The 13,247-nt window shown below is 72.1% G+C and carries 14 protein-coding genes; 8 read left to right on the top strand and 6 right to left on the bottom strand.

Going from position 1 to position 13,247, the window contains the following annotated elements:
* Nucleotides 1-138 precede the first annotated feature (138 nt).
* The 5 genes from ACGF4F_RS17575 to ACGF4F_RS17555 all read right to left on the bottom strand — a co-directional run bounded on the left by ACGF4F_RS17575 (nt 139) and on the right by ACGF4F_RS17555 (nt 3,711).
* Nucleotides 139-480, bottom strand: coding sequence for a DUF1416 domain-containing protein (locus ACGF4F_RS17575; protein ID WP_357443455.1), 342 nt, complete (start codon nt 478-480; stop codon nt 139-141).
* Nucleotides 481-485: 5 nt separating this feature from the next.
* Nucleotides 486-1,334, bottom strand: coding sequence for a sulfurtransferase (locus ACGF4F_RS17570; protein WP_073834489.1), 849 nt, complete (start codon nt 1,332-1,334; stop codon nt 486-488).
* 204 nt (nt 1,335-1,538) lie between these two features.
* Nucleotides 1,539-1,616: an Ms5788A family Cys-rich leader peptide gene (locus ACGF4F_RS17565; RefSeq protein ID WP_311202345.1), complete on the bottom strand. Its 78-nt coding sequence runs from the start codon at nt 1,614-1,616 to the stop codon at nt 1,539-1,541.
* Nucleotides 1,617-1,765: 149 nt separating this feature from the next.
* Nucleotides 1,766-2,551: a DUF2993 domain-containing protein gene (locus tag ACGF4F_RS17560; RefSeq protein WP_393078378.1), complete on the bottom strand. Its 786-nt coding sequence runs from the start codon at nt 2,549-2,551 to the stop codon at nt 1,766-1,768.
* Nucleotides 2,552-2,664: 113 nt separating this feature from the next.
* Nucleotides 2,665-3,711 (bottom strand): hypothetical protein, encoded by a 1,047-nt coding sequence (locus ACGF4F_RS17555; RefSeq protein WP_357443451.1) that lies wholly within the window; start codon nt 3,709-3,711, stop codon nt 2,665-2,667.
* Nucleotides 3,712-3,962: 251 nt separating this feature from the next.
* Between ACGF4F_RS17555 and ACGF4F_RS17550 the strand changes: the two genes are divergently transcribed.
* The 7 genes from ACGF4F_RS17550 to pstB all read left to right on the top strand — a co-directional run bounded on the left by ACGF4F_RS17550 (nt 3,963) and on the right by pstB (nt 11,302).
* Nucleotides 3,963-4,676 (top strand): response regulator transcription factor, encoded by a 714-nt coding sequence (locus tag ACGF4F_RS17550; protein ID WP_357443449.1) that lies wholly within the window; start codon nt 3,963-3,965, stop codon nt 4,674-4,676.
* Between the two features lie 171 nt (nt 4,677-4,847).
* Nucleotides 4,848-5,693, top strand: a complete 846-nt coding sequence (locus ACGF4F_RS17545; protein ID WP_393078373.1) for a polysaccharide deacetylase family protein — start codon at nt 4,848-4,850, stop codon at nt 5,691-5,693.
* A 226-nt stretch (nt 5,694-5,919) separates the two neighbouring features.
* The gene (gene mshD / locus ACGF4F_RS17540) at nt 5,920-6,846 is read left to right on the top strand and encodes a mycothiol synthase (RefSeq protein WP_393078370.1); all 927 of its coding nucleotides are present in this window, start codon (nt 5,920-5,922) and stop codon (nt 6,844-6,846) included.
* A gap of 340 nt (nt 6,847-7,186) precedes the next feature.
* Nucleotides 7,187-8,290, top strand: a complete 1,104-nt coding sequence (gene pstS, locus ACGF4F_RS17535; RefSeq protein ID WP_073837890.1) for a phosphate ABC transporter substrate-binding protein PstS — start codon at nt 7,187-7,189, stop codon at nt 8,288-8,290.
* Between the two features lie 44 nt (nt 8,291-8,334).
* A complete protein-coding gene (gene pstC, locus ACGF4F_RS17530; RefSeq protein ID WP_393078367.1) occupies nt 8,335-9,420 on the top strand; it encodes a phosphate ABC transporter permease subunit PstC in 1,086 nt (361 codons plus the stop codon).
* Nucleotides 9,417-10,505, top strand: coding sequence for a phosphate ABC transporter permease PstA (pstA, locus tag ACGF4F_RS17525; RefSeq protein WP_357443441.1), 1,089 nt, complete (start codon nt 9,417-9,419; stop codon nt 10,503-10,505). Before pstC ends, pstA begins: the two co-directional genes overlap by 4 nt.
* 20 nt (nt 10,506-10,525) lie before the next feature.
* A complete protein-coding gene (pstB, locus tag ACGF4F_RS17520; protein ID WP_357443439.1) occupies nt 10,526-11,302 on the top strand; it encodes a phosphate ABC transporter ATP-binding protein PstB in 777 nt (258 codons plus the stop codon).
* Between the two features lie 65 nt (nt 11,303-11,367).
* On the opposite strand, the gene ACGF4F_RS17515 is transcribed toward pstB, so the two are convergent.
* Nucleotides 11,368-12,195, bottom strand: coding sequence for an NUDIX hydrolase (locus ACGF4F_RS17515; protein ID WP_393078363.1), 828 nt, complete (start codon nt 12,193-12,195; stop codon nt 11,368-11,370).
* A 70-nt stretch (nt 12,196-12,265) separates the two neighbouring features.
* Here ACGF4F_RS17515 and ACGF4F_RS17510 point away from each other — a divergent pair, with 70 nt between their 5' ends.
* On the top strand, nt 12,266-13,234 hold the full coding sequence (locus ACGF4F_RS17510) for a Gfo/Idh/MocA family protein (protein WP_393078360.1): 969 nt from the start codon (nt 12,266-12,268) through the stop codon (nt 13,232-13,234).
* Nucleotides 13,235-13,247: the final 13 nt, after the last annotated feature.

Raw genomic sequence — 13,247 nt, 5'->3', positions numbered from 1 at the left:
CGCCGACCCCACCACAGCGCCGACCCGCGGTCGATCAGTCCCGACCCGGCCAGGCCGGGCGGGAGCGCCCCGGAACGACCCGTGGCCCGCCGCCCTTGGGGGGTAGGGCGACGGGCCACGGGCCGGTCAGAGCGTGGGTCAGGCGGCGACCGTGACGGTCACCTCGTTGATCCCGCGGGCGGCGGCGACGGCGGTGTCGCCGTTGCCGTGTCGGGAGAGCGCCCGCAGGGTCCAGGTGCCCGGCGCGGCGAAGAACCGGAACTGGCCGGCCGGGGAAGTCACCACCTCGGCCGTGAACTCGCCGGTCGAGTCGAGCAGCCGGACGTACGCGCCCGGCACGACCTCGCCGGACTCGGCCTTCACCAGACCGGTGATGACGGTCTCCTTCTCCAGGTCCAGGCTGGCCGGCAGCGGCGCGGCCTGGTCCGGAGCGGCGCAACCGGCGGCAGTGGGAGCCGTTGCTGCAGTGGGAACAGTCATCTCGATCACGCCTCCCCAGGCTCGTCGCCAAGCGCGACCGGCACGCCGACCAGCGAGCCGTACTCGGTCCACGAACCGTCGTAGTTCTTCACGCTCCGGTGGCCGAGCAGCTCCTGCAGGACGAACCAGGTGTGCGAGGAGCGCTCGCCGATCCGGCAGTACGCGATGGTCTCCCGGCTGTCGTCCAGCCCGGCGTCCGCGTAGATCCTGCGCAGCTCGTCGTCGGACTTGAAGGTGCCGTCCTCGTTGGCCGCCTTGGACCACGGGACGCTGATCGCGGTCGGCACGTGGCCGGCCCGCTGGGCCTGCTCCTGCGGCAGGTGGGCGGGGGCGAGCAGCCGACCGGCGTACTCGTCCGGGCTGCGCACGTCGACCAGGTTCTTGGTGCCGATCGCGTCGACCACCTCGTCCCGGAAGGCACGGATCGAGGTGTCCGGCTCGCTCGCGACGTACTGCGTCTTGGGGCGCTCCACCCGGTCGGTGACCAGCGGGCGGGCGTCCAACTCCCACTTCTTGCGGCCGCCGTCGAGCAGCTTGACGTCGCGGTGGCCGTAGAGCTTGAAGTACCAGTACGCGTACGCGGCGAACCAGTTGTTGTTGCCGCCGTAGAGGATGACGGCGTCGTCGTTGGCGATGCCCCGCTCGGAGAGCAGCGCCTCGAACTGAGCCTTGTTGACGAAGTCCCGGCGCACCGGGTCCTGGAGGTCGGTCCTCCAGTCGAGCTTGATCGCCCCGGCGATGTGGCCGGTGTCGTAGGCCGACGTGTCCTCGTCGACCTCGACGAAGACGACGCCCGGGGCGTCGATGTTCTTCTCGGCCCACTCGGCCGAGACGAGTGCGGTGTCGCGACTCATCAGATCACTCCCTGGTGAGGACGGATGGTGAGCCTGCGCGCGGAGATCGAAGTCGGTAGTTGTCGCACCACGCGCGGGACCCAGAGCTAGGAACGGATCACGGGTACGTGCGACGGCGCCGCTGCCGGGCGATCAAGGGAACACCGGAGGGTACGCGGACCCTGCGTGCCGGTGGCCGCTAGGCGGCCGAGGACAGCCCCGCCGTCAGATGACGGGGCGACACAGGCAGGTGGCCACGCGGCACAGGTCGACCGCGCGCCGTTTGGTGAGGAGCGTCCCCATGAGGAGGGAGACTACCAGCCGCTCCGGCCTGCGCCACCGGTCCGACCAGCATCCGGGACGCGGCACGGGCCCGGAGAACGCCGACGGCCCGACCGGTGGTCGGGCCGTGAGCAGGGATTCGTCGGTTGACTGAGGCGCTGCCCAGCCGGTCAGCCGGCGGAGTTGATCGGCACGTGCTGCGCGTTGGCGGTGACCACCAGGCCCTCCGGCCTCGGTTCCACCTTGCGGACGCTGAGCTGGAACGGCAGCGCCGGCAGGGGCACCTTGACCGAGATGCTCCTGGCGTAGTTGGCCAGCAACGTCTTCGCCAGCGGCAGGTTCGGCAGGCCCTCGGCGGTCAGTTCGTTGAACCGCAGCGCCACGTTGCCGTCGGCGACCGTCAGGTCGGCGGTGCCGTGGACGGTGAGCTTCACACCGAGGATGTCCGCCGGAGCGGTGACCGTGAGCTTGCCGTCCCGCTCGCCGAGCGTGAGCCCCGGCCGGTCGAGCATCTTCGCCAGGCTGTCGTACGCGACGGTGGCGCGACCGTCGACGCTCTCGGCGATCACGTCGCCCCGCCCGGAGCGGAGGGTGTCCAGCGACGCCGTCACGTTGCGGGCATCCACGTCGAGCCGCGGCACGCTGACCGCGTCGCCCTGCACGGAGCCCTGCACGTCGGTCAGCACGATCGAGATGTGCTGGTACCTGCCGGCGGCCACCTGGGTGAGGAACGGGAAACCGCCCACGTCGACCTTCGGCGGCGCGGACCGCACGTCCTGCTTGGCGACCTCCTGTCGCACCTGGTCGGCGATGGCGCGCTCGGCCACCCCGGCGGCCACCCGGTCGGCGACCACCAGCAGCCCGGCCAGGACCAGCAGCAGGACGACGAAACCGATCAGCACCTTGCGGCCCCGTCGCCGGGGCCGGTCCTCGTACGCCGGGTACGCCACTGCCACGCCGCCTCCTGTCCTCGCCGGTTCGCCGCCTGGCGGCGCGGGACCCTCGCGGCCGCGCGCCGTCTCGCGGCGCAACGGTACTTACCCGAGGCGTGGAATCCCCAATCGCACGCTCAGAGGAAGAGCACGCACATGGCGTACGCGGCCGGCGCGGCGAGCGCGAAGCCGCCCAGCGGCCCCTGCATGTGGCGGGCGATCCACATGGTGGGCGGCTCGCCGGCCATCAGCCGGCCCGCCTCGGCGTATCCGACGGCGAGGTCGGCCAGCACGGCGGTGGCCGCCGTGACCAGCCCAACCAGGGCGGCGCTGGTCGGGGTGAAGCCGACCAGGTAGCTGCCGAACACCGCGCTGGTCAGGGTGCCGAGCATGGCGCCCACGACCACGCCGGCGGCCCCCCGGGGCACCTGTGGGGCGAGCCGGGGCCAGGGCGCCACCGCGTCGGTCAGCCGGGCCACCAGGAGCGCGACGCCGGTGGCGGTGAGGCAGACCGTCATCGCCTGGGTGCCCTTCGGGATCCGACTGAGCACGATCAGGCTGGCGAACGCGACCACGCCCACCACGATCAGCAGGGTGCTGCCGAGCGAGTCGGTCACCCGGACCCGGTCCACCCGGCGGACGAGCTGGCCGAGCACGCCGAGCACGAAGCCGCCGGCGGCGGCGTACCCGAGCGGGGCCAGGCCGGCGATCTCCGTCTGCACCGCCGCGGCGTCGGCGACCGCGGCCACCCCGGCGCTGACCAGCGCGACCACCAGCAGCGCGGGCGGGCGCATGGCCATTGTCCAGGCGAGCACGAAGAGCAGTTGGACGCCGAAGATGATGAATGCGAAGGGCATTCGGTGCCCCGGGCCGGCGGTCTGCGCGCCGAGCACCAGGCCGACGCCGAGCAGCGCGGCGAAGCCCGCGACGGTCAGCGCCAGCGGCCGGCGTACCGGGACCGGGGGCACCTCCTCCGCGACCTCGTCGGCGGACTCGGGGTCCGGGCGCCGCCCCGGGCCGCCCTTGCGGAGCCGGCGCGGGCCCGTCCGCTCGCCCCGCTCCCCGCCGTCGGCCGGACCGGTGCGCGGACCCGGCGGGTAGCCACGGGAGGGGCCGGCCGGCCCCGGACGCGTGTCGGCGGCCCACGGGTCACGGCCCGTGTCCGGCGAGGTCGAGGGAAACACGCCCCGATCGTGCCAGACCCGGCGGCTCCGGCGGAGGTCACGGTTTCGGCAACGTTAAAACCTGAGGCGCGATCGAGGGCAGATCGGGCAAACGGGAAATCTTACGGAGGTGTGGACCGGTCGATCCGTTACGCTCAAGCCGTTAGTCGCCCGTCAGCGACGCCGGGACCCACGCAAGTTCGCAGCGCCACCCGCTACCGGGAGTGTCGCTGGTCGCGCGCGGCCGAGGCCGCCGGGACGGAGGTGATCGTGTGGAGATCCTGCTGCTGGTGACCGCGCGTGCAGGGGAACCATCGGCGGTGCTGCCGGCACTCGACCTGCTGCCGCACTCGGTCCGGACGGCGCCCCGCGACGTCCGCACGCTGGTGTCCGGTCCGACCCCGGACGCCGTCCTGGTGGACGCCCGTTCCGAGTTGAGCGAGGCCCGCGCGACCTGCCGGATGCTGCACGCCACCGGGCTGGGGGTGCCGCTGGTCGCCGTGGTCACTGAGGCCGGGCTGATCGCGCTCAACGCCGACTGGGGCGTGGACGACGTCATCCTGGCCGGGGCGGGCCCGGCCGAGGTGGAGGCCCGGCTGCGGCTCGCGGTCGGCCGGCTCAGCAACGCGACGGCCGGCGCCGGCGGCTCGATCCGGGCCGGCGAGCTCACCATCGACCCGGACACCTACGCGGCCAAGCTCAAGGGTCGCCCGCTCGACCTCACCTACAAGGAGTTCGAGCTGCTGAAGTTCCTCGCCCAGCACCCGGGCCGGGTGTTCACCCGCGACCAACTGCTCCGTGAAGTCTGGGGGTACGACTACTTCGGCGGCACCCGGACGGTCGACGTGCACGTCCGACGGCTGCGCGCCAAGCTGGGCTCGGAGTACGAGTCGATGATCGGCACCGTACGCCAGGTGGGCTACAAGTTCGTCGTGCCGCCGTCGCGCTCGCTGCCGGAGTCGGAGCCCGCTCCGCTGCCCGTCTGATCGGAAACGTCTCCACTTTCCCCCTTCCGTGAGACTTCCTCCCTTCTGACCCTTTTGTGCCCTTGGCCGGATTTATTCTGAGCCAAATTCGGGCAAAGGGGGCACAGTGCGTACGGGGATCAGGGACAAGACGACAGGCCGACACAGCGAGCCCGACGGGCGGTGCCGCTGATGTCGCCCAAAGCAACCCGCCGGGTCACGACCGTGGCCGTGGTGCTGGCCGCGCTGCTCGGCTCGGCGTTCGCGATCGGCCACAGTCTGATGGCCCAACTGGAACCCCCACCCACCGGGGCGACCGCCAACGTCAACGCCACGCACTACGCCGATCAGCCACCCGTCACCACCCGACCCTCCCCCTCGCCGTCCGCCAGCCCGAGCCCGTCCCGGCGGGACCGCCAGCCGGGTGCCGGCGACGGGCCGTACGGCGCCATGACCACCACCGGGTCGTCGCGGGTCGCGCTGACCTTCGACGACGGACCCGACCCGCAGTACACCCCGCAGGTGCTCGCCCTGCTCAGGGAGTACCGGGTGAAGGCCACCTTCTGCGTGGTGGGGGAAAACGTGGACAGCCACCCGGACCTGGTCCAGGCGATCGTGTCGGAGGGGCACACCCTCTGCAACCACTCCTGGAACCACGACGTGAGTCTGGGCGACCGGTCGCCGGAGACGATCCGGGACGACCTGCTGCGGACCGACGCGGCGATCCGGGCGGCCGCGCCGAAAGCGAGGGTCGACTACTACCGGCAGCCCGGGGGCGCCTGGACGTCCGGGGTGGTGTCGGTCGCCGAGGACCTGGGCATGGTCCCGCTGCACTGGGCGGTGGACCCGGTGGACTGGCAGATGCCCGGCGCGGCGCAGATCACCGAGACGGTGCTGACTCAGACCGAGCCCGGCTCGATCGTGCTGATGCACGACGCCGGCGGCAACCGGTCAGGCACCGTCGAGGCCCTGCAGTACCTGCTGCCCGAGCTGCTGCGCCGGTTCCAACTGGAGGCCCTGCCCACCGGGACCACGTGAGGATCACCATGGGCCGGTGCCCGCGTCGGGGATGATCGGCGGCCCGAGGCCCGCTACCGTGACGGGATGAGCGAGCGCCGGCGAGCGAATCATCAGCACAGCTCCGTGGTGCCTCATGCCGACACCGAGCGCAGCGAGGCGTCGGCATGAGCGAGCGTCAGCGAGCGAATCGTCAGCTCAGCGCAAAAGTGCCTCATGCCGACGCCGAGCGCAGCGAGGCGTCGGCATGAGCAGCACCGAGCCGACCGCTGATCGTGTCGTCCGCGCCGACCGGCTGGCGCCGGTCGAGGTGGCCGAGGTGCTGGCACTGGCCCGCGTCGCCGGGGACGCCGACGGCGCCGACCCGCTCGACGAGCACGTGCTGCTCCGGCTGCGGGAGCCAGCGGCGCCCGCCGTGCACCTCACCGCCCGGGCCACCGACAACACCCTGACCGGGTACGCCCACCTCGACACGACCGACCCGGCCAACGGCATCGGGGTGGAGATGGTGGTGCATCCGACGTACCGGCGGCGCGGCACCGGGCGGGCGCTGGCCCGGGGCGTGCTGGCCGCGGCCTCCGGGCCGCTGCGTGCCTGGGCCCACGGCGACCACCCGTCGGCCGCGGCGCTCGCGGTCGACCTGGGCTTCACCCGCGCCCGGGTGCTCTGGCAGCTGCGCCGCCCGCTGGCCGCCGCGCTGCCCGAGCCGGTGCTGCCGGACGGGGTCGAGCTGCGCGCCTTCCGCCCCGGCGAGGACGACGAGGCGTGGCTGGCGCTCAACAACGCCGCCTTCGCCGAACACCCCGAGCAGGGTCGGTGGACCGCGGCGGACCTGCGCGTACGCCTCGCCGAGCCGTGGTTCGACCCGGCCGGTTTCCTGCTCGCCGTGGAGTCGTCCACCGGCCGGCTGCTCGGCTTCCACTGGACCAAGGTGCACGAGCGGCCCGGCTCGGCCCCGATCGGCGAGGTCTACGTGCTCGGGGTGTCCCCGGCCGCGCACCGGGGCGGGCTCGGCCGGGCGCTCACCACCGCCGGCCTGGCCTACCTGCGGGACCGGCGCGGGCTGGACCGGGTCATGCTCTATGTGGACGAATCGAACACCAGCGCGGTCGCCCTCTACGAGCGGCTCGGCTTCGCCCGCTGGTCCGCGCACGTCAACTACCAGCTCGGCTGACCGCGTCGCGGCCCACGCCGGCGGCCGGCACATGCCCCTCGCCGGCCGGCTTCCAAGATCGGACGAGACGTATCACGGGACCGTCACGGGGAGGTTCCGGCGCGATCACGCCCCGCCCGACGTATGGCGATAAAGGGGACACCTCCCCGCCAGTTCATGTAATGGACAACACACACTCAGCTGGCCGTCGTTCCACGGAGCGAGCCTGTTCATCTTCCGTTCACTTCTGACCGGCGAACCGTCTACCTGGCACTTCTAGCTTCATCTTCAGCCGGTCAGCGCCGGCACCCGGCCTCCCGGACCGGGCGACCTGACAAAGACGTGAAGGGAAACCCCTCAGGTGAAGCTCCAGCGCCACGGCGCCATCGCCTGCCTCGCACTTACCGCGGTGCTCGGCCTCAGCGCCTGCGGCTCGGACAACAACGCGCCGAGTGGCACCTCCGCCTCCGGCTCCGCCGCTGCCGCCGACTGCGCCACGGGCACGCTGAACGCGCAGGGTTCCTCCGCGCAGAAGAACGCGATGGCCGAGTGGATCAAGGCGTACCAGCAGAAGTGCGCGGGCACCACGATCAACTACGAGCCCAGCGGTTCGGGCGCCGGCATCCAGGCCTTCATCGCCGGCACCGCCGACTTCGCCGGGTCCGACTCCGCCCTCAAGCCGGAGGAGCAGCCGCAGGCGGACGCCAAGTGCGTCGGCGGCCAGGCCCTCAACCTGCCGATGGTGATCGGCCCGGTGGCCATCGTCTACAACGTCGGCGGCGTGGACAACCTCCAGCTCAAGCCGGCCACCCTGGCGCAGATCTTCGCCGGCAAGGTGACCAAGTGGGACGACCCGGCGATCAAGGCCGACAACCCGGACGCCAAGCTGCCGTCGACCGCGATCCAGGCGGTACACCGCTCCGACGAGTCGGGCACCACCGACAACTTCACCAAGTACCTCTCCAAGACCGCTGAGGCGGACTGGACCTTCGGCAACGCCAAGGCCTGGAAGGCCCCGGGCGGCGTCGGCGCGGCCAAGTCCGACGGTGTGGCCAGCAAGGTCAAGAGCACCGAGGGCACCATCAGCTACGTCGAGTGGTCGTACGCCGAGAACTCCGGCCTGAAGAAGGCCAAGGTCCAGAACGGTGCCGGCGAGTGGGCCGAGCTCACCGCCGACTCGGCCGGCAAGGCCATCGCCGGGGCCAAGATCGAGGGCCAGGGCAACGACCTCAAGATGTCGATCGACTACAACACCAAGGAGGCCGGGGCGTACCCGATCGTCCTGGTGACCTACGAGATCGTCTGCAGCAAGGGCCTTGCGGCCGACAAGCTGCCGCTGGTCAAGGGCCTGCTGACCCACGCGGCCAGCGCCGAGGGCCAGCAGGACCTGGTCGAGCTGGGCTACGCCCCGCTGCCGGACTCGGTCCGGGCCAAGGTCGAGACCGCGGTCAAGAGCCTCGCCTGACGCGCTGACCGACACCACCTTCTCGATACGAAGCGAGCGAGCAGATGGGTGATACCCCTCACCGCTCGGCGCACGCCGGCACCGGCGGGACCCGCGTGGCCACGAGCCACGAGGGACCTGCCGGTGCCTCGGCGCGTGTGGCCGAGACCTCCGGCATCCCCGGTAACAGCGAACCCGGCCTGGGCGGCGGCGGGGCGCTGCCCCGGGCGCGGGCCTTCGGCGCGGAACGGGCGTTCCGTGGCCTGACCCTGGCCGCCGGCACCGCCGTCCTGGTCGTCATCGCGGCGATCGCGATCTTCCTGATCGCCAAGGCCGTACCGGCGCTGCGGGCGAACACCGAGTCCTTCTGGACCTTCGAGGGCTGGTTCCCGAACGACAACCCGCCGAAGTTCGGCATCGGCGCGCTCGCCTTCGGCACCGTGCTCACCGCGCTGCTCGCGCTGCTCATGGCGGTGCCGGTCGCGCTGGGCATCGCCCTCTACCTCTCGCACTACGCCCCCCGCCGGCTCGGCAACAGCCTCGGTTTCCTGATCGACCTGCTGGCCGCCGTGCCCAGCGTGGTCTTCGGGCTCTGGGGCCGGGACTACTTCGCCCAGCCGGTCGCCGACCTGTCGGCCTGGCTCAACCGCTACTTCGGCTGGATCCCGATCTTCGGCGACGGCCCGTACGGCAGCTCGGTCCTGCTCGGCTCGGTGGTGCTGGCGATCATGGTGCTGCCGATCATCACCTCGCTCTCCCGCGAGGTCTTCCGGCAGACCCCGACGGCCAACGAGGAGGCCGCCCTCGCCCTGGGCGCCACCCGCTGGGAGATGGTCCGGACCGCCGTCCTCCCGTACGGTCGGCCGGGCGTGATCGCCGCGGTGATGCTCGGCCTGGGCCGCGCGCTCGGCGAGACCATCGCCCTGGCGCTGACCCTCGGCTCGACGTACGCCATCTCGTTCAACATCCTGCAGAGCGGCGGCAACTCCATCGCCGCGAACATCGCGAACCGGTTCGCCGAGGCGAACGACACCGGTCGGGGCGCGCTGATCGCCTCCGGCCTGGTGCTCTTCGCGATCACGCTGATCGTCAACATCACCGCCCGCGCGATCATCTACCGCCGCCGCGAGTTCACGGAGTCGGCCGCATGACCACCACCGTCACCTCCCACCGCCCGCAGCCCCCGGCCCAGCCGGTCACGCTGCGGGCAAAGCGGCTTCCGCGGTACGCCGCGCCCGCCATCGCCGTCGTGGCCCTGCTGGTCGCCGCCGGGATCGTGTACGGCGCCGGCATCGGCGGCCCGGTCCTGGTGGTGGTCGTCGGCGCGCTGCTCTACCTGGCCGGCCTCTACCTCGCCACGAACGCGGTCGAGGGCCGCCGGTCCGCCCGCAACCGGACCTGGAGCGCGCTGATCCACTCCGCCTTCGTGCTGGCGGTGCTGCCGCTGGCCTCGGTGGTCTGGACCCTGGTCAGCAAGGGCGCCGAGCGGCTGGACGGCAACTTCTTCCTCACCTCGATGAACAACATCGGGGCCCGGGACGCGAACGGCGGCGCCTACCACGCCATCGTCGGGACGCTGGAGCAGGTCGGCATCGCCACCTTGATCACCGTCCCGCTCGGCGTGCTCTGCGCGATCTACGTGGTCGAGTACGGCCGGGGCCGGTTCGCCTTCACCATCCGCTTCTTCGTGGACGTGATGACCGGCATCCCGTCGATCGTCACCGGCCTGTTCGTGCTGGCCTTCTGGGTGCTGATCGTCTCGCCGTTCTTCAACGACGGGCGGCCGGGCTTCTCCGGCTTCGCCGCCGCGCTGGCGCTGAGCGTGCTCATGCTGCCGACCGTGGTCCGCTCCAGCGAGGAGATGCTCCGCCTCGTCCCGGCTCCGCTGCGCGAGGGCGCGTACGCGCTCGGCGTGCCGAAGTGGAAGACCATCCTGCGGGTTGTTTTGCCGACGGCACTGCCGGGCATCGTCACCGGTGTGATGCTCGCCATCGCGCGGGCCGCCGGTGAGACCGCCCCGGTGCTGCTCGTCGCCGGTGGCGGCGCGGCGATCAACTTCAACCCGTTCGAGAACAACCAGTCGTCGCTGGCTCTCTTCGTCTACCAGCAGGCCGGCGAGGCCTCGAAGTACTCGCCGGCGCGGGCGTGGACCGCAGCGCTGACCCTGGTCGCCCTCGTCCTCATCCTGACCGTCGCGGCGAAGTTGCTGGCCCGCCGCAACCGGCTCGGCCGATGAATCCCGGAGGTACCACCACCATGGCCAAGCGCATCGAAGCCACCAACGTCACCGCCTACTACGGCGCCTTCAAGGCGATCGAGAACATCAACCTGACCGTCGAACCGAAGACGGTGACGGCCCTGATCGGCCCCTCCGGCTGCGGCAAGTCCACCTTCCTCCGGTCGATCAACCGGATGCACGAGGTGCTGCCGGGTGCCCGGGTCGAGGGCAGCCTGACCATCGACAACCAGGACATCTACGACCCGGACGTCGACGTCACCGCAGTCCGCCGGATGATCGGCATGGTCTTCCAGCGGCCCAACCCGTTCCCCACCATGAGCATCTTCGAGAACGTGGTGGCCGGGCTGCGGCTCAACGGGGTGAAGCGGAAGTCGATCCTGGAGGAGGCGGCCGAGAAGGCGCTCCGGTCGGCGAACCTCTGGGACGAGGTGAAGGACCGGCTCGGCAAGCCGGGCGCCGGCCTCTCCGGCGGTCAGCAGCAGCGGCTCTGCATCGCCCGCACGATCGCCGTCGAGCCGCAGGTGGTGCTGATGGACGAGCCCTGCTCGGCGCTCGACCCGATCTCCACGCTGGCCATCGAGGACCTGATGTTCCAGCTCAAGGACAAGTTCACCATCATCATCGTCACGCACAACATGCAGCAGGCCGCCCGGGTGTCGGACCGGACCGCCTTCTTCTCCATCGAGAAGACCGGCGACCCGGGCCGGCTGATCGAGTACGACAACACCCAGAAGATCTTCAGCAACCCGAGCGTGAAGAAGACCGAGGACTACATCACCGGCCGCTTCGGCTGAGCCGCTGATCCCGGCCCGCGAGGGGAGTCGGTCGACCTCGACCGGCACCCCTCGGCGTACCCGGGTCAGTCGAGGAGGAAGCGGGGCTCGCCGGCCTCGGGGAGGTCGAGGCGGGGGGTCACCGGCGTGGCTGCGTCGCGGGTCGCGGCGGCCCGGGCCACGCCGGCCAGGTCTCCGGCGGCGGCGACCTCGGCCAGGGTGACCAGGGTGGGCGGGAGCATGGTCAGCTCGCCGGCCTCCGCCCGGGCCACGGCCTCCGCCGGGCGGATCCACAGGGTGTGGTCGGCCTCACCGGAGACGTCCCGGGTCCGCTGCCCCGCCGGCAGCAGGGCCAGAAAGAAGTACGTGTCGAAGCGGCGCGGCTCGAACTCCGGCGTGATCCAGCGGCTCCACGGCAGCAGCAGGTCGGACCGGAGGGTGAGCCGGCGGCCGGCCAGCAGGTCGGCGAAGCCGGTCCGGCGGGACACCAGGTCCTGCCGGGCGGCCTCCCAGTCGTCCCCGCTCACGTCGCCCACCACAGTCGCCGCGTCCGGCCCGGCCAGCAGCACGCCGGCCTCCTCGAAGACCTCCCGGGCGGCGGCGCAGACGACCGCCTGGGCGGCGTCCGCGGCAAGGCCGAGCCGGCCACCCCACTCGGCCGGCTCAGGGCCGGCCCAGTCCAGGTGCGCCTGCGAGTCGGAGCGGTCCACCCCGCCACCGGGGAACGCGTACACCCCGCCGAAGGCCATCGCGGCGACCCGGCGGATGACGTACACCTCGAAGTCGGGGCCGGCCGGGCGGAGCAGCAGCACGGTGGCCGCGACCCGGGGCACGGCCGGCACGCCGCCCTCGGCGCGGAACCGGCGGGCGTGCTCCACCAGGGCGGGAGGTGCGGCGAAACCGTGGCTGGTCATCCTGCGAGCCTAGTTCCCGACCAATGGATCGATTCTCCGGCGGCGCGGGAGAGCAGGATAGCGTGCCGCCATGACGCGTTGGGGAATCCTGGCCACCGGACAGATCGCCGGCCGCTTCGCCGAGGACCTGCGGCTGGTGCCGGGGGCGGAGCTGGTGGCGGTCGGCTCGCGTACCCGGGAGAGCGCCGAACTCTTCGCGGCCCGGCACGGCGTGCCCCGGGCGTACGCCTCCTGGGCGGAGCTGGCCGCGGACCCGGACCTGGACGCCATCTACGTGGCCACCCCGCACGCCGCCCACCACGAGGCGGCCATGACCTGCCTGGCCGGCGACAAGGCCGTGCTGGTGGAGAAGCCGTGCACCCTCGACCTGGCGACCAGCACCGAGCTGGTCGAGACGGCCCGCGCCCACGGCCGCTTCCTCATGGAGGCCATGTGGATGCGATGTAATCCGATGATCCTGCGGGTGGTTGAGCTGATCGCCGATGGGGCGATCGGCGAGGTGACCCACGTACGGGCGGACTTCGGCCTGGCCGGGCCGTTCCCGCCGGAGCACCGGATGCGGGCCCGGACGCTGGGCGGTGGCGCCCTGCTCGACCTGGGGGTCTATCCGGTGAGCCTGGCCCACCTGCTGCTCGGCGTGCCGCAGCACGTGCACGCCTGGGCGAAGCTGAGCCCCGAGGGAGTGGACGAGAACACCGGCCTGGTGCTCGGCTGGGACAGCGGCGCCGTGGCGACGCTGAGCTGCGGAATGATCGGCGCCACCGCGATCACCGCGTCGATCACCGGCACCACCGGCCGGATCGACCTGCCCGAGCCGTTCTACCGGCCGGGCGCGGCGGTGCTGCACCGGCCCGGCGCCGAGCCGGAGACCGTCCCGGCGGACCTGACCGGCGGCGGCTACCAGCACGAGGCCGTCGAGGTGCAGCGCTGCCTGGCCGCCGGGCTGATCGAGAGCCCGCTGGTGCCGCACGCCGCCACTCTGGAGGTGATGGCCCTGCTGGACGACATCCGGGCCCGGATCGGCGTCGCCTACGCGTGAGGGCCCCCGGCCC

The sequence above is a fragment of the Micromonospora sp. NPDC047740 genome (assembly GCF_043204735.1).
Lineage (GTDB): Bacteria > Actinomycetota > Actinomycetes > Mycobacteriales > Micromonosporaceae > Micromonospora.
This window is presented reverse-complemented; position numbering and strand designations above follow the sequence as displayed.

Excerpts from the sequence above, each read along its gene's own strand:
- ACGF4F_RS17575 (WP_357443455.1), bottom strand. The coding sequence starts at position 480 with ATGACTGTTCCCACTGCAGCAACGGCTCCCACTGCCGCCGGTTGCGCC.
- ACGF4F_RS17570 (WP_073834489.1), bottom strand. The coding sequence starts at position 1,334 with ATGAGTCGCGACACCGCACTCGTCTCGGCCGAGTGGGCCGAGAAGAAC.
- ACGF4F_RS17565 (WP_311202345.1), bottom strand. The coding sequence starts at position 1,616 with ATGGGGACGCTCCTCACCAAACGGCGCGCGGTCGACCTGTGCCGCGTG.
- ACGF4F_RS17545 (WP_393078373.1), top strand. The coding sequence starts at position 4,848 with ATGTCGCCCAAAGCAACCCGCCGGGTCACGACCGTGGCCGTGGTGCTG.
- mshD (WP_393078370.1), top strand. The coding sequence starts at position 5,920 with ATGAGCAGCACCGAGCCGACCGCTGATCGTGTCGTCCGCGCCGACCGG.
- pstC (WP_393078367.1), top strand. The coding sequence starts at position 8,335 with ATGGGTGATACCCCTCACCGCTCGGCGCACGCCGGCACCGGCGGGACC.
- pstA (WP_357443441.1), top strand. The coding sequence starts at position 9,417 with ATGACCACCACCGTCACCTCCCACCGCCCGCAGCCCCCGGCCCAGCCG.
- pstB (WP_357443439.1), top strand. The coding sequence starts at position 10,526 with ATGGCCAAGCGCATCGAAGCCACCAACGTCACCGCCTACTACGGCGCC.
- ACGF4F_RS17515 (WP_393078363.1), bottom strand. The coding sequence starts at position 12,195 with ATGACCAGCCACGGTTTCGCCGCACCTCCCGCCCTGGTGGAGCACGCC.
- ACGF4F_RS17510 (WP_393078360.1), top strand. The coding sequence starts at position 12,266 with ATGACGCGTTGGGGAATCCTGGCCACCGGACAGATCGCCGGCCGCTTC.